Genomic DNA, 15,835 nt, shown 5'->3' with positions numbered 1-15,835 from the left:
TCAGTGTGCCTCGTCCCAGTTCATCGCCGCGCGGGCGTCGACCACGAGCGGAACGCGCAGGCGCACCGCCGGCTCGGCCGCGCCCTCCATCACGCGTTTGACCACCGGGATGGTCGCCTCGACTTGCGCTTCGGGCACCTCGAAGATCAGCTCGTCGTGGACCTGGAGCAACATGCGCGCGGCGAGGCCGGCGTCGGCGAGCGCGTCGTCCATGCGGATCATGGCGCGGCGGATGACGTCGGCGGCGGAGCCTTGGATCGGCGCGTTGATCGCGGCGCGTTCGTTGAAGGCGCGCATGGCGGCGTTCTTGTCGGCGATGCCGGGATAATGCGCCCGGCGACCGAAGAGCGTCGTCACATAGCCCTTGTCGCGCGCCTCGCGCTTGGTGGCCTCCATGTAGTCGCGGATGCCGGGGAAGCGCTCGAAATATTTCTCGATATAGGCCGCCGCCTCGCCCCGGCCGATGCCGAGCTGGTTGGCGAGGCCGAAGGCGGAGATGCCGTAGATGATGCCGAAGTTGATCGCCTTGGCGCGGCGGCGGATCATCGGGTCCATGCCCTGGACCGGCACCCCGAACATCTCCGAGGCGGTCATCGCATGGATGTCGATGCCGTCGGCGAAGGCCTGCCGCAGGGTCGGTACCTCGGCGATATGGGCGAGCACGCGCAGTTCGATCTGGCTGTAGTCGGCCGAGATCAGCCGGTTGCCCGGGGTCGCGACGAAGGCGCGGCGGATCTTGCGACCCTCCTCGGTGCGCACCGGGATGTTCTGGACGTTGGGCTCCGACGACGAGAGACGCCCGGTCGTCGTGGCGGCGAGCGCGAAGGAGGTGTGGACGCGCTTCGTCTCGGGGTTCTCGAAGCCCGGCAGCGCGTCGGTATAGGTCGACTTGAGCTTGGCGATCTGGCGCCAGTCGAGGACCTTCCTCGGAAGTTCGTGGCCCTGGGCGGCGAGGTCTTCCAGCACGTCGGCGCCGGTGGCGAAGGCGCCGGTGGCGGTCTTCTTCGGGGCGGGCAGGCCGAGCTTGCCGAACAGGATCTCGCCCAATTGCTTCGGTGAGCCGACGTTGAAGGGTTCGCCGGCGAGTTCCTCGATCTCGGCCTCGAGCCGGGCCATGCCCTGCGCAAAGTCTCCGGAGAGGCGCGACAGCATCTGCCGATCGATGGCGATGCCGCGCTTCTCCATCTCGGCGATCACCGGCACCAAGGGGCGCTCCAGCGTCTCGTAGACGGTGGTGAGCCCCTCCGCCGCCAGACGCGGCTTCAGGAGGCGCCACAGGCGTAAGGTGACGTCGGCGTCCTCGGCGGCATAGGCGGTCGCCTTGTCGATGGCGACGCGGTCGAAGGTCACCGCCGCCTTGCCGGTGCCGGTCACCTCCTTGTAGGCGATCGGGGTGTGGCCGAGCCACTTCTTCGACAGTTCGTCCATTCCGTGACCACCGCGCCCGGCGTCGAGCGCGTAGGAGATCAGCATCGTATCGTCGAAATTCGCGATGGTCAGTCCGTGACGGGCGACGATGAGCGCGTCGTATTTGAGGTTCTGGCCGATCTTCAGCACGGACGGATCGGCGAGGAGCGGCCCGAGGGCGGCGAGCGCGTCGCGGACGGGGATCTGGCCCTCGGTCAATCCGTCGTCGAAGAGACCGCCGCCGCCGGAACGGTGCGCCAGGGGCACGTAGCAGGCGCGGCCGGGCGCGGTGGCGAGGCTGAAGCCGACGATCTCGGCCTGGAGCGCGTCGAGCGAAGTGGTTTCGGTGTCGAAGGCGACGAGGCCGGCGGCGCGCGCCTCCTCGATCCATTCCTGAAGACGTTCGAGGGTCGAGACGGTCTCGTAGGCGCTGGTGTCGATCGGGGCGCGGGCCTCGGCGGCGCGCGCGGCGGCGAGGGCCGTGGGCGTGCCGACGACTGTGGCCGCGCCGGCCGGATCGCCCGACGCGGGGCGCGGGGCGGCGGTCGCGGCAGTCGGCTTCGCGGCCTCGGTGACGGCGGTCGCGGGAGCGGGATCTCCGCCCACCTCGGGCGCGGGCGTGGACGCCTCTCCCCCGGCGCTCGCGGGCGGCCAATGGGTGACCGGCACGGTCGCCGGATCGATCGCCTCGGCCACCGCGCCGGTCGCCTCGGCGACGCGGCGGGTGAGCGAGCCGAATTCCATCGCCTTGAGGAAGGCGACGAGGCGCGGACCGTCGATCTCGGCGACGGCGAGATCCTCGACCGGGGTCTCGACCGGCACGGCGCGATCGAGCGTGACCAGCTTCAGGGAGATCCGCGCGGCGTCGGCGTGATCGATCAGCGACTGGCGCCGCTTCGGCTGCTTGATCTCGGTGGCGCGGGAGAGAAGCGTCTCGACGTCGCCGAACTCGTTGATCAACTGCGCCGCCGTCTTCACGCCGATGCCGGGGATGCCGGGGACGTTGTCGACGGGATCGCCGGCGAGCGCCTGGACGTCGACCACCTTGGTGGGCACGACGCCGAACTTCTCGAGCACCTCGGCCTCGCCGATGCGCTTGTCCTTCATCGTGTCGAGCATCACGACGCCCGGCTCGATCAGCTGCATCAGATCCTTGTCGGAGGCGACGATGGTGACGTCGGCGCCGGCGGCGCGGGCCTGGGTCACATAGGTGGCGATGAGGTCGTCGGCCTCGTAGCCGATCTGCTCGACGCAGGCGACGTTGAAGGCGCGGGTCGCCTCGCGGATCAGGCCGAACTGGGGCCTCAGATCCTCCGGCGCCTCCGGGCGATGGGCCTTGTAGAGATCATAGATCTCGTTGCGGAAGGTCACGCCGGAGGCGTCGAAGATCACCGCGAGATGGGTCGGCTCGACCCCGGCGCCGGTCTTCTTGGCCTCCTTCAACAGGCGGAACAGCATGTTGCAGAAGCCGGAGACGGCGCCGACCGGCACGCCGTCGGACTTGCGCGTCAGCGGCGGCAAGGCGTGATAGGCGCGGAAGATGTAGGACGATCCGTCGACCAGGAAGAGATGGTCGCCGGCTCGGATCGGACGCGCCTGGGCGCCGTTGGGGAGGCTCGTGTTCATGGGGCGGCATCGTAGCGGCCCCGGGCGGCGGGACAAGCACGGATCGCGCTCCTCCCCGGGGAATGCGCGTCGGGCGGCGCAGGCGATCGTCATCGAGCCATCGGAGCACCCCTCGAACCCCTCCCCTCGGGGGAGGGGCAGGGGTGGGGTGAAGCGATGACGGTCTGAACGCCCACCATCGACGACGAGCAGGACACCGCCCGCCTCGCACTTCGACGGCGGGACGATCGCACGGGGCGCGCGTGGTCATGGACCGGGCTCCACTCCGGATGCGCGATACCGTGTCCGTCGACGGGTTGAACCCCACCCCCGACCCCTCCCCTCAGGGGAGGGGGGACGCGCGGCTCGTTCAGGCGCCGCCGCATCCGGATCTCGCGTGCGGTCGCGATCGCCGTGGCCTCGATACGCGAAACGGCGCCCATGGCGCCGTTTCGGACTCTCAGGGACGGATCGATCTCAGCTCCGCAGCGTCGCGCCGGTCGCCTTGGCCACGGCCGCGACGATCTTGGCGGCGACCGCCTCGAGATCCTTGTCGGTCAGCGTCGCCTGGACCGGCTGCAGCGTCACCGCCACCGCCACCGACTTCCGGCCCTCGCCGACCGAGGCGCCCCGGAACACGTCGAAGACGCTCGCGCCGGTGATCAGCGCCTTGTCGGCACCGCGAACCGCCTTGAGGATCTTCTCCGCCTCGACCTTCTCCTCGACCACGAAGGCAAAGTCGCGGGTGAGCGGCATCAGCTCGGGCAGGACCAGCGCGCCCTTGGACTTGGTGGGCTTGGCCTTGGGCTCGGGGATCGCGTCGAGATAGACCTGGAAGCCGACCAGCGGCGCGGAGACGTCCATCGCCTCGAGCGTCGCCGGGTGGATCTCGCCGAAATGGGCGAGCACGTTCTGCGGCCCCATCTGGAGCGTGCCGGAGCGGCCGGGGTGATACCAGGCGGGCGCGGTGCGCGCGATCTGGAGCCGATCGACGGCGACGCCGAGGGCCTCGAGAACCGCGAGCGCGTCGGCCTTGGCGACGGTCCAGCCGACCGGGCCGGCGGCGCCGAGCCAGTGCCGGCCGGATCCGGCGGACTGGGCGGTGCCGTGGCGCAGACCCACCACTTCCTGGCGCTGATCCTCGGGGCGATCGCCCTTGAAGACCTGACCGACCTCGAACAGGGCGACGTCGGCCATGCCGCGCTTGAGATTGCGACCGACGGCGGCCATCAGTCCGGGCATCAGCGACGGGCGCATGTCGGAGAGGTCGGAGGCGATCGGGTTGGCGAGCGCCAGTTCGGCCGCGCCGCCGCCGAAGTGCTCGGCCTCGCGCTTCGAGACGAAGGACCAGGTGACCGCCTCGAGCATCGTCCGGGTGGCGAGCACGCGGCGCGCCTTGGAGCGGCGGATCTGGAGCGGCGTCAGTACCTTGGCGCCGACGGTGCCGGTCGCCTCGAGCGGTGTGGAGACGACGTTGCCGAGCCCGTGGATGCGCATCACCTCCTCGACGAGGTCCGCCTTCTGGGTGACGTCGGCGCGCCAGGAGGGAACCGCGACGCGGAACACGCCCTCCTCGGGCGCGACCACGAAGAAGCCGAGCTTCTCCAGGATCTCGCGGATCTCGGCGCGGTGGAGGTCGAGGCCGGTCAGGCGCTTCACCTCCGAAAGCGGGAATTCGATCACCGTGTCGGCGATCGGCGCCTCGCCGACGGCGACCACGTGCGAGGGCTCGCCGCCGCACAGATCGAGCACCAGCTGGGTGGCGTAGTCCATGCCGTTCTCGAGGGCGGCGGGATCGACGCCGCGCTCGAAGCGATAGCGCGCGTCCGAGACGATGCCGGTGCGGCGGCCGGTCTCGGCGGTCTTGGCCGGGTCGAACCAGGCGCATTCGATGAAGACGTCGGTGGTCTCCTCCGAGCAGCCGGAGGGCTCACCGCCCATGATGCCGCCGAGGCCGAGCGGGCCGGCGTCGTCGGCGATGACGCACATGCGCTCGTCGAGGGCATAGGTCTTGCCGTCGAGGGCCTCGAGACTCTCGCCGGTCTTGCCGTAACGGGCGTGGATGTTCCCGGTCAGCTTCTTCGCGTCGAAGACGTGGAGCGGACGGCCGCGATCGATCGAGACGTAGTTGGTCATGTCGACCAGGGCCGAGATCGGACGCAGGCCGATCGCCAGGAGGCGGCGCTGCATCCACTCCGGCGACGGGCCGTTCTTCACGCCACGGACGTAGCGGCCGTGGAAGGCCGGGCAGGCGACGAGTTCATCGTCCGCGAAATCGAGCGAGACCGAGATCGGCGAGGCGTAGCGGCCGGGGGTCTTGCGGACGACGTCGGGCTTCATCGTGCCGAGGCCGGCGGCGGCGAGATCGCGGGCGATGCCGCGCACGCCGGTGCAGTCGGCCCGGTTCGGGGTCAGCGAGACGTCGATCACGGGATCGTCGAGGTCGGCGAAGTCGACGTAAGCCGCGCCGACCGGGGCGTCCGTGGCCAGTTCGATGATGCCGTCGTGATCCTCGGAGATCTCGAGCTCGGCGGCCGAGCACATCATGCCGTGGCTCTCGACGCCACGGATCTGGCCGACACCGAGCGTAATGTCCTTGCCGGGAATATAGGTCCCGGCGGGGGCGAACACGGTCTTGAGGCCGGCGCGCGCGTTGGGGGCGCCGCAGACCACCTGGATCGGCGCGGGACCGCCGACGTCGACCATGCAGACCCGCAGCCGATCGGCATTGGGGTGCTGCACGGCGGAGATCACATGGGCGACCACGAAGGGCCGGAGCGCCGCGCCCTTGTTCTCGACGCCGTCGACCTCGAGACCGACGCGGGTCAGCGTCTCGACGATCTCGTCGAGCGAGGCCTCGGTTTCGAGGTGATCCTTGAGCCAGGAGAGGGTGAACTTCATGGGATCGGTCCGGATCTCCGGCCGCAGCGCGAGGCGCGCGGCCACGGTGAAAGCGAGGGTCGAGAAATCAGGCGCTGAGGCCACCGAACAGCGTCGGCAGGTCGAGCGGGCGGAAGCCGTAGTGCTTCAGCCAGCGCACGTCGGCGTCGAAGAAGGCGCGCAGGTCCGGCATGCCGTATTTCAGCATGGCGATGCGGTCGATGCCCATGCCGAAGGCGAAACCCTGATACTCGTCCGGATCGAGGCCGCAGTTCCGAAGCACGTTCGGATGAACCATGCCGCAGCCGAGGATCTCCAGCCAGTCGTCGCCCTCGCCGAACTTGATCTCCGGGCCGGACCGATCGCAGCGGATGTCGACCTCCATCGACGGCTCGGTGAAGGGGAAGAACGACGGGCGGAAGCGCATCTCGACGCTCTCGACCTCGAAGAAGCTCTTGCAGAACTCCTCGAGCACCCATTTCAGCGTGCCGATGGTCGAGGTCTTGTCGATGACGAGACCCTCGACCTGGTGGAACATCGGCGTGTGGGTCTGATCCGAGTCGCAGCGATAGGTGCGGCCGGGCGCGATGATGCGGATCGGCGGCTTCTGGCTCAGCATGGTGCGGACCTGCACCGGCGAGGTGTGGGTGCGGAGCAGCCGGCGGGTGCCGTCGGCCTTGGGCTGGAAGAAGAACGTGTCGTGCATCTCGCGGGCGGGATGGCCCTCGGGGAAGTTCAAGGCGGTGAAGTTGTAGAAATCGCTCTCGACGTCCGGCCCTTCCGCAACGGCGAAGCCCATGTCGGCGAAGATCGCGGTCAGTTCGTCGGTCACTTGAGAGATCGGGTGGACGCGGCCCTCGTTGGCGGGCGACGACCACAAGGGCAGCGTCACGTCGACGGTCTCGGCGGCGAGCCGGGCGGTGAGGGCGGCGGCCTTCAGCACGGCCTTGCGGGCGGTCAGCGCCTCGCCGACGCGGTCCTTGAGGCCGTTGATCTCGGCGCCGCGGGTCTTGCGGTCCTCGGGGCTCATGGCGCCGAGCGACTTCAGCAGTTCGGAGACCGACCCCTTCTTGCCGAGCGCGCCGACGCGGACGGCCTCGAGGGCGGCCTCGTCGGTGGCGGCCGCGATGGCGGCGCTCAGGGAGAGTTCGAGATCGTCGATGTCGCTCATGGGATCCGGCTTCCGAGATGCGTCGAGGGAAAATCGACCGCACTTCTAGCCAGATTTCGCCGGTTGGGAAAGGTGTGCGTCGCCCGCGCGGCGAAGAGGAGCCCCGCGCGATCGCTCGCGCGGGGGCGTTTTCCTCACATGTCGAAGAACACCGTCTCGGCATCGCCCTGGAGGCGGATGTCGAAGCGATAGGTCGGAACGCCGTTCTTGCGGGTACGCTCGGCGACCAGGGTGGCGCGGCGGCCGACCTGTTCGATCGAGCGCAGCACCGGATCCTCGGCGTTGGCGGCGCTCTCGTCGGCGAAATACATCCGCGTGTGCAGATGGATGTTGATGCCGCGCGCGAAGATCAGGATCGAGACGTGGGGCGCCTGGGGGCGACCGTCGCGCCAGGGCAGCGAGCCGGGCTTGACCGTCTCGAAGGACCATTCGCCGGTGGCGAAGTCGGCGGCGGCGCGGCCGAAGCCGGAGAAGCCCTCGGCGTGATGCGAGCCGGTGGAATCGGCCTGCCAGAGCTCGACCAGGGCGTCCTTGACCGGATGGCCGGAGCCGTCCCAGACGACGCCCTCGATGCGGATGCGCTCACCCGGCGTGGTGGCGCCGGCGAGAACGGAGAGGGTCTCCTGGCTGCGGACGGGAAGTCCCGCCACCGCCGGCATGGTTCCGATGTGGACGTAGGGACCCCCGGTCTGGGAGGGGGTTTCCTTCAGATATTCGACGGGCATGATCTCCCCTCCCCTCACAGATTTTCGAAGAAGGTCTGGCGGCGACCGCGCAGCACGATGTCGAAGCGATAGGCGAGCGCGTCGAAGGGCATCTGCTGGGCGAGGTCGAGGCGGGCGATCAGCGCCTCGCGCGCGGCCGGATCGGGAATCGTGTTGACGATCGGGCACTTGGCGATGAGCGGGTCGCCCTCGAAATAGAACTGCGAGATCAGCCGCTGGACGAAGGCCTCGCCGAAGAGCGAGAAGTGGATGTGGGCCGGGCGCCAGTCGGAGCCGTTGTTGCGCCAGGGATAGGGGCCGGGACGGATGGTGCGGAAGAAATAGCGCCCCTCGTCGTCGGTCATGCAGCGGCCCGAGCCGCCGAAATTGGGGTCGAGCGGGGCGAGATAGCCGTCGTTCTTGTGACGATAGCGACCGCCGGCATTGGCCTGCCAGACCTCGATCAGAGTGTTGCGGACCGGACGGCCGCATTCGTCGAGCACACGCCCGTGAACCACGATGCGTTCGCCGATCGCCTCGCCGCCGGTCCCGAAATTGCGGATCAGGTCGTTGTCGAGCGGCGCCAGCATCGAGCGCGGGAACACCGGCCCGGCCTTCTCGCCGGGGCCCTGTTCCAAGGACACCAGCGCGCATTTGGGCGAGCGCAGCACGCTCGTCTTGTAACCGGGCGTGAAGGCCGGCGGATGCCGTCCCCGATCCCGGCGGATGAAGTCACCCGTCTCGGTCATGTCGTTCTCCCTGACGTTTCTTCAGTCTTCGGTTCCGCCTTCGGCGTAGACGGCCTTGGCGATCTTGATGGCGCGGTTGGCGGCGGGGACCCCGGCGTAGACCGCGACATGGAGCAGGGCCTCGGCGACGTCCTCGGCCGTGGCGCCGGTGTTCTTGGTGGCGCGCACGTGCATCGCCACCTCCTCGTCGTGGCCGAGGGCGGCGAGCAGGGCGATGGTGATCATCGAGCGCTCGCGCTTCGTCAGGCCCGGACGCGACCACACCGACCCCCAGGCGCCCTCGGTGATGAAGGTCTGGAACCCCTCGTCGAAAGGCGTCGTGCGGGCGACCGCGCGGTCGACATAGGCCTCGCCGAGCACCGAGCGGCGAGTGGCCATGCCGGTCGTCCAGCGCTCGGTGTGGTTCTCGTCAGACAAGGGCGCTCTCCTCGGTGAAACGCAGGATGTGGGCGCCGAGGACGTCGGGCGCCTCGACGCAGGGGATGTGGCCGACGCCGTCGATCACGGCGAATTCGGCGTTCGGGATGAGGTCGGCGAGGCTCCGCACCAGATCGGGCGGGGTGGCGCCGTCGACCGAACCGACCACGCACAGCGTCGGCACGCGGAAGCCCCGCGCCGCCGCCTCGAGATCGCCGTCGCGCAGGGCGGCGCAGGTGCCGGCGTAGCCGCGCGGGTCCTGGCGCACGACCATGGTCCGCCACGCCGCCGTCTCCGCCGGCTTCTCGGTGCGGAAGGGTTCGGAGAACCACCGCACCATGACCGGGTCGCCGAGCGCCTCGAGACCGTCGCGCTCGATGATGGCGATGCGCTCGGCCCAGAAGGCGGCGCCGCCGATGCGATGGGCGGTGTCGCAGAGGATCAGGCCGGAGACGCGCTCGGGATGGGCCTCGGCAAACGTCATCGCGATCATGCCGCCGACCGAGAGGCCGCAGACGATCGCCTTCTCGATCCCGTAGTGGTCGAGCAGGGCGCGCAGATCCTCGGCCATCACCGCGAGATCGTAGGGCGGCTCGCCGAGGCCGGAGAGGCCGTGGCCGCGCTCGTCGAAGCGCAGGATCGAGAAGCGACGGCCGAGATGGGCGGTGACGCGATCCCAGATGCGGAAGTCGGTTCCGAGCGAATTGACGAAGACCAGCGCCGGACGACCGGCGACCGGGCGCCAGTCGGCATGGAGAACGATCCCGTTCGCTTGCACGAAGTCCATGAGGTGGTTCCTCCCGAGGATGCGGACAGGGCCGGCCCTTCTCGTCGTTCCGATGGTTCCATGTCGTAATCGACATGGGAAATGATATCTTCCGATCGATCCATGTCGATTTCGATATGATCGAGGAGGGCCCATGATCGATGGTCGGATCAAATTGCGCCACATCGCCTGTTTCTTGGAAGTGGCCGCGCGCGGCGGCTTCGGGCGCGCGGCGGAGGCGCTGCATCTGACCCAGCCGGCGGTGTCGCGGGCGATCGGCGAACTCGAGGAGACGCTCGGCGTCACGCTGTTCGAGCGCGGGCGCTCCGGGGCGGTGCTCACGCCGCAGGGCGAGACGTTCCGCGCGCATGCGGGGGCGGCGCGGGCGGCGCTCCGGCGCGGGCTCGATCTGGTGGCGCAGGCGCGGTCGGGGGCCGGCACGGTGGTGGCGGTCGGAGTGCTGCCGACCGTCTCGACCGGGTTGATGCCGCGCGCGGTGGCCGGGGCCAAGGCGGACGGGCTCGCCGCGACGGTCCGGGTGGAGTCCGGGCCGAACGACTGGCTGCTCGGGCGGCTGCGCGAGGGCCGGCTCGATCTGGTGGTCGGGCGGCTCGCCGCCGCCGAGGCGATGCGCGGCCTCGCCTTCGAGCATCTCTACTCCGAGGAGATCGTCGCGGTGGCGCGGCCCGGCCACCCGCTGGCGACGGGGCGGACCATCGGCCTCGCCGAACTCGCCCCCTTCACCCTCATCCTGCCGACGGCCGGATCGATCATCCGCCCGGAGGTCGACCGGCTGTTCCTCGCCGAGGGCGTGGCACGCGACGGCGACGTGATCGAGACGGTCGCGCCTTCGTTCGGCCGCGCCTACACGCGCGGCAGCGACGCGGTCTGGATCATCTCGCGCGGCGTGGTGGCCGAGGATCTCGGCGAGGAGACGCTGGTGCGGCTGCCCCTTTCCGGGCTCTTGCCGGGCGGGCCGGTCGGCCTCACCACGCGCGCGGGGAGCCCGGTCGCCGGGGCGGTCGAGGCGCTGGCGCGGGCGATCCGCCGGGTCGCCGACGGCTGACACCGCCGCACGACGTTCCGACCCGGTCCGACCTTCGCGGGCGGCGAACCCGAAGGGACGTGGCCCGGTCGATCCGGCACGAGACGCGACGGCGTCCCTCGCTCGCGGCCGTTCCTTCCATCGACACGCCCCACGTTTCGCTGGGCGAACAAATCTCGTTCCACCGAACCCATGCCGGGGCCCGGCTTGACAGGCCTCAATTGTTATAGAAAATAACTATTACAAGAACGAACAGTGGGAGGACCGAGATGCCGAAGACCGCATCCGCCGAGGCCGGGCCGGCCGTGCACGCATCGCCGCTCGTCGTGGAGCGGCGCGGCGACGTCCTCGTCGTCGGGCTCGACCGACCGGCCAAGCGCAACGCCATCAACGACGAGACGATCGAGGCGCTCGACGAGGTCTTCTCGACGATTCCCGCCGAGGTGCGGGCGGTGGTGATCCACGGGATCGGCCCGAACTTCTCCGCCGGTCTCGACCTTTCGGAGATCTCCGAGCGCGACGTGACCGAGGGCGTGTTCCATTCGCGCAATTGGCATCGCTGCTTCGAGAAGATCGAATTCGGCCGGGTGCCGGTGGTCGCGGTGCTGAAGGGCGCGGTGATCGGCGGGGGGTTGGAACTCGCCTGCGCCGCCCATGTGCGCGTCGCCGAGGCGAGCGCCTTCTACGCGCTGCCCGAGGGCCAGCGCGGCATCTTCGTCGGCGGCGGCGGCTCGGTCCGCCTGCCCAAACTGATCGGCGTCGCGCGGATGGCCGACATGATGCTGACCGGGCGTACCTATTCGGCCGCCGAGGGAGTTCCGCTCGGCTTCTCGCAATATCTGGTCGACGAGGGCGCGGGCTTCGACAAGGGGCTCGAACTGGCGACCAAGATGTGCGGCAATGCGCCGCTCACCAATTTCGCGGTGATCCAGGCGCTGCCGCGCATCGCCGACGCCGATCCGCGCGTCGGCTATCTCATGGAGAGCCTCGTCTCCGCCGTCGCCCAGGGCGACGCCGAAGCCAAGAACCGCGTCCGCGACTTCCTGCAGAAGCGCGCCGCCAAGGTCACGCGTCCGGACTGAGTTCGGGCGCATCATTCGAGACGAGCCGGGCGAACCGGCCGCCGAGCGTCCCCGTCGCGGGACGAGGAAACGAGGGTCGACCCGCGAAATCGGCGGGCGACCCGGGGAGGGAGATCATGCACGCCACCATTCCGGCGACCGCGCCGCTGCGCCTCTTCGGCAAACTCGATCCGGTGGTCGAGAGCCGCCCCGACGGCGTCATCGTCGTGCGCTCGGCGAAGCCCTTGCCACATTATTCGGCCTCGCTGGTCGACCGGCTCGAGCATTGGGCCAAGGTCACCCCGAACCGGGTGTTCCTGGCGGAGCGGACCAAGACGGGCGCCTGGCGCGAGCTGACCTACGGCGCCGCCTTCGAGCAGATCCTGCACATCGGCGCGGCGCTCCTCGCCCGCGATCTCTCGGAAGAAGAGCCGGTGCTGATCCTCTCCGGCAACGGCATCGATCACGCGCTGATGTCGCTCGCCGGCATGGCCGTCGGGGTTCCGACCTGCCCGATGTCGACCGCCTATTCGACCATCTCGCAGGATCTCGGCAAGCTCACCTATGCGCTCGATCTCTTGACGCCGCGTCTCGTCTTCGCCGCCGACGGCAAGACCTTCGGCCGGGCGCTGAAGAAGGTGAAGGAACGCGGCATCGAGATCTGCGTCTCCGACGACACCGCCGCCGAACTCGGCGCGACGCCGTTCCAGAGCCTGCTCGACCGGCCGATCTCCTCCGCCGTGGTCTCGGCCCGCTCGATCGTCGGCCCCGACACGATCGCCAAGTTCCTGTTGACCTCGGGCTCGACCGGCTATCCCAAGGCCGTCACCAACACCCAGCGGATGATCTGCGCCAATCAGGCCCAGCTCGCCGAGGCGCTCGCCTTCCTCAAGGACGAGCCGCCGGTGCTGGTCGACTGGCTGCCGTGGGCGCACACCTTCGGCTCCAATCACAATTTCGGCATCGCCCTCTACAACGGCGGCACCCTCTACATCGACGAGGGCAAGCCGGTGCCGGCGGGCATCGCCCAGACCATCGCCAATCTGCGCGAGATCGCCCCGACGATCTATTTCAACGTCCCCAAGGGCTTCGAGGCGCTGCTGCCGCATCTCCAGGCCGACGAGGATCTGCGCCGGCAGTTCTTCTCGCGGCTGAAGCTCCTCTTCTACGCGGGCGCCGGCCTCTCCAAGCCGATCTGGGACGCCTATCGCCAGCTCTCGATCGAGACGATCGGCCGGCCGATCGCCTTCACCACCTCGCTCGGCTCGACCGAGACCGCGCCGGGCGCCCTCATCGGCGTGCGCGATGCCGATCGTCCCGGCATCGTCGGCGTGCCGCACAAGGGCGTCGAGCTGAAGCTCGTCCCCAACGCCGGCAAGCTCGAGGCGCGCCTGCGCGGCCCCAACATCACGCCCGGCTACTGGCGCCGGCCCGATCTCACCCAGGGCGTCTTCGACGACGAGGGCTTCTATCTGATGGGCGACGCGCTGCGGCTCGCCGAGCCCAACAATTTCGCCGCCGGCTTCGAGTTCGACGGCCGCGTGGCGGAAGACTTCAAGCTCGCCACCGGCACCTGGGTCAGCGTCGGACCGCTCCGGACCGAGTTCGTCGGCGCCTTCGATCCCCTGATCAAGGACGCCGCCGTCACCGGGCACGACCGCGACGACGTGGGCATGCTGGTGTTCCCGGACGAGGAGGCGACGCGCCGGCTGGCGCCGCATCTTCCCCCCGAGACGCCGTTCGAGGAGGTGGTCTGCGACCAGACGGTCAAGGACGCCTTCCAGGAACGGCTGGCGGCGGTGGCGCGGACCGCGACGGGGTCGTCGGCCCGGGTCGCCCGCATCGCGCTCCTGGCGACGCCGCCGTCGATCGACCTCGGCGAGGCGACCGACAAGGGCTCGCTCAACCAGCGCGCCGTCCTCGCCAATCGGGCCCCCGACATCGAGGCACTCTATGCGCCCGACGCCGGCCCCCACGTCGTCCGCCTCTGAGGAGACTTCCCCATGACGCATGTTCCCGGCGCCGTGGCGCTCACCTTCGACGACGTCTTCCTGGTCGACGGCGCCCGCACCCCCTTCTGCGACTACAACGGCGCGCTCTCGACCGTGTCGCCGACCGATCTCGGCATCAAGGCGGGACGTACGGCGATCGCCCGCGCCGGCGTCGATCCGAAGACGATCGGCACGGTGGTCGCCGGCAACATGGCGCAAGCCAGTTTCGACGCCTATTTCCTGCCGCGCCACGTCGGCCTCTATTGCGGCGTGCCGGTCGAGGTGCCCGCCCATCTGGTGCAGCGGATCTGCGGTACCGGCGTCGAGGTGATCTCTCAGGCGGCGGATGCGATCGCGCTCGGCCGGGCGGAGGTGGCGCTGGCGGTCGGGGCGGAATCGATGAGCCGCAACCCGGTCGCGGCCTATACCCATCGCTCCGGCTTCCGCCTGGGCCAGATCGAGTTCAAGGACTTCCTTTGGGAGAGCCTGCTCGACACGTCCTGCTCGACCACCATGGGCGGCACGGCGGAGAACCTGGCGAAGAAGTACGGCATCAGCCGCGAGGAGGTCGACGCCTTCGCCGCGCGGTCGTTCGAGCGCGCGCTCGCCGCCCGCGCCGACGGGTTCTTCGACGAGGAGATCGTGGCCGTCTCGGACGAGACCTTCGAGCTCGAGGGCTACAATACCCGCGCGATCAAGCTGCCGAAGAAGGGCGACGTGGTGCGCGAGGACAGCCATGTGCGCCCCTCGCCGATCGAGGCGCTCGCCAAGATCCGCCCGGCCTTCGGCGGGGTGCAGACGGGCGGCAACTCGTCCGCCGTGGTCGACGGCGCCGCCGCCGTGGTGCTCGCTTCCCGAGCCTGGGTGACGGCGAACGCCAAGACCCCGCTCGCCCGGATCGTCGCCTGCGCCTCGGTCGGCGTGCCGCCGGAGTTCATGGGCATCGGCCCGGTGCCGGCGATCCGCGCGGTCTGCGAGAAGGCCGGCATCGCCGTCGCCGACGTCGACCGGATCGAGATCAACGAGGCCTTCGGCGCCCAGATCATGGCGTGCGCCCGCGAGCTCGGCCTCGACGAGGAAAAGCTCGACGTCAACGGCGGCGCCATCGCCATCGGCCATCCGCTCGGGGCTACGGGCGTGCGGCTCACGCTCACCGTCTCGCGCGAATTGAAGCGGCGGGGCCTCAGGTACGGCATCGCCTCGGCCTGCATCGGCGGCGGTCAGGGCATCGCCATGCTGGTCGAAAACCCGCAAGCCGTCCGAGGAGGCGTCGCATGAAGATCGAAGGCGTGACGGCGATCGTCACCGGGGGTGGTTCGGGGCTCGGCCGGGCGACGGCGGAGGCCTTGGCGGCCAAGGGCGCGAGAGTCGCCGTGGTCGATCGCAACGAAGCGTCCTCCGGCGAAGTGGCGGCGGCGATCGGCGGTCTCGCGGTGGCGCTCGACGTCGCCGACGCGGGCGCGGCGGAAGCCGCCTTCGCCCGGATCGAGAGCGAGATCGGCGCGGCGCGGATCCTGGTCAACTGCGCCGGAATCGGCATCGCCAAGCGGGTTCTCGGCAAGGAGGGGCCGCAGGCGCTCGCCGACTTCGAGACGGTGATCCGGGTCAATCTCCTCGGCTCGTTCAACATGCTGCGGCTCGCGACCGCGGCGATGGCGAAGCTCGAGCCGCTCGACGGCGGCGAGCGCGGGGTGGTGATCAACACCGCCTCGATCGCCGCTTACGAGGGGCAGATCGGGCAGGCCGCCTATTCCGCCTCCAAGGGCGGCATCGTCGCGATGACCCTGCCGATCGCGCGCGAGATGGCGCAGTTCGGCATTCGCGTCAACGCGATCGCGCCGGGCCTCTTCCTGACGCCGCTGCTGCTCGGTCTGCCGGAGGAGGCGCGGATCTCTCTGGGCAAGTCGATCCCCTTCCCGGCCCGGCTCGGGAACCCGTCCGAATTCGCCGGCCTCGCGGTCCACATGACCGAGAACGCCTTCCTCAACGGCGAGGTGGTCCGTCTCGACGGCGCCCTTCGCATGCAGCCGCGCTGAGGC

General features: G+C 69.8%; 12 protein-coding genes. 5 read left to right on the top strand and 7 right to left on the bottom strand.

The genetic code is table 11. The features are described from left to right. From polA to pcaD, 7 genes are all read right to left on the bottom strand, one after another. Nucleotides 1-3,033 (bottom strand): DNA polymerase I, encoded by a 3,033-nt coding sequence (gene polA / locus J3S89_RS21160; protein ID WP_217931231.1) that lies wholly within the window; start codon nt 3,031-3,033, stop codon nt 1-3. A gap of 456 nt (nt 3,034-3,489) precedes the next feature. Beyond that, nucleotides 3,490-5,913: a phenylalanine--tRNA ligase subunit beta gene (gene pheT / locus J3S89_RS21155; protein WP_217931229.1), complete on the bottom strand. Its 2,424-nt coding sequence runs from the start codon at nt 5,911-5,913 to the stop codon at nt 3,490-3,492. Between the two features lie 67 nt (nt 5,914-5,980). Next, the gene (gene pheS / locus J3S89_RS21150; RefSeq protein ID WP_217931227.1) at nt 5,981-7,063 is read right to left on the bottom strand and encodes a phenylalanine--tRNA ligase subunit alpha; all 1,083 of its coding nucleotides are present in this window, start codon (nt 7,061-7,063) and stop codon (nt 5,981-5,983) included. A gap of 134 nt (nt 7,064-7,197) precedes the next feature. Continuing rightward, complete coding sequence (gene pcaG / locus J3S89_RS21145; protein ID WP_217931225.1) at nt 7,198-7,788, bottom strand: protocatechuate 3,4-dioxygenase subunit alpha; 591 nt, start codon at nt 7,786-7,788, stop codon at nt 7,198-7,200. A 14-nt stretch (nt 7,789-7,802) separates the two neighbouring features. After that, nucleotides 7,803-8,516, bottom strand: coding sequence for a protocatechuate 3,4-dioxygenase subunit beta (gene pcaH, locus J3S89_RS21140; protein ID WP_217931224.1), 714 nt, complete (start codon nt 8,514-8,516; stop codon nt 7,803-7,805). A gap of 21 nt (nt 8,517-8,537) precedes the next feature. Then, entirely contained in the window at nt 8,538-8,933 is a 396-nt protein-coding gene (pcaC, locus tag J3S89_RS21135) for a 4-carboxymuconolactone decarboxylase (RefSeq protein WP_217931222.1), read from the bottom strand. After that, on the bottom strand, nt 8,926-9,720 hold the full coding sequence (pcaD, locus tag J3S89_RS21130; RefSeq protein ID WP_217931220.1) for a 3-oxoadipate enol-lactonase: 795 nt from the start codon (nt 9,718-9,720) through the stop codon (nt 8,926-8,928). The genes pcaC and pcaD overlap by 8 nt, the downstream gene beginning before the upstream one ends. A gap of 133 nt (nt 9,721-9,853) precedes the next feature. Between pcaD and pcaQ the strand changes: the two genes are divergently transcribed. The 5 genes from pcaQ to J3S89_RS21105 all read left to right on the top strand — a co-directional run bounded on the left by pcaQ (nt 9,854) and on the right by J3S89_RS21105 (nt 15,832). Then, on the top strand, nt 9,854-10,765 hold the full coding sequence (gene pcaQ, locus J3S89_RS21125; RefSeq protein ID WP_217931218.1) for a pca operon transcription factor PcaQ: 912 nt from the start codon (nt 9,854-9,856) through the stop codon (nt 10,763-10,765). A 248-nt stretch (nt 10,766-11,013) separates the two neighbouring features. Beyond that, a complete protein-coding gene (locus tag J3S89_RS21120; RefSeq protein WP_217931216.1) occupies nt 11,014-11,826 on the top strand; it encodes a crotonase/enoyl-CoA hydratase family protein in 813 nt (270 codons plus the stop codon). Nucleotides 11,827-11,942: 116 nt separating this feature from the next. Next, nucleotides 11,943-13,796, top strand: a complete 1,854-nt coding sequence (locus J3S89_RS21115; RefSeq protein ID WP_217931214.1) for a feruloyl-CoA synthase — start codon at nt 11,943-11,945, stop codon at nt 13,794-13,796. A gap of 12 nt (nt 13,797-13,808) precedes the next feature. Then, nucleotides 13,809-15,074 (top strand): thiolase family protein, encoded by a 1,266-nt coding sequence (locus tag J3S89_RS21110; protein WP_217931212.1) that lies wholly within the window; start codon nt 13,809-13,811, stop codon nt 15,072-15,074. Then, complete coding sequence (locus tag J3S89_RS21105) at nt 15,071-15,832, top strand: SDR family NAD(P)-dependent oxidoreductase (protein WP_217931210.1); 762 nt, start codon at nt 15,071-15,073, stop codon at nt 15,830-15,832. The genes J3S89_RS21110 and J3S89_RS21105 overlap by 4 nt, the downstream gene beginning before the upstream one ends. Nucleotides 15,833-15,835: the final 3 nt, after the last annotated feature.

It is taken from the genome of Pinisolibacter aquiterrae, assembly GCF_019160155.1.
In the GTDB taxonomy this organism is placed as follows: Bacteria; Pseudomonadota; Alphaproteobacteria; order Rhizobiales; family Ancalomicrobiaceae; genus Pinisolibacter; species Pinisolibacter aquiterrae.
Note: the sequence above shows the minus strand (reverse complement) of the source record. Positions and strands in the feature narration are given on the sequence as shown.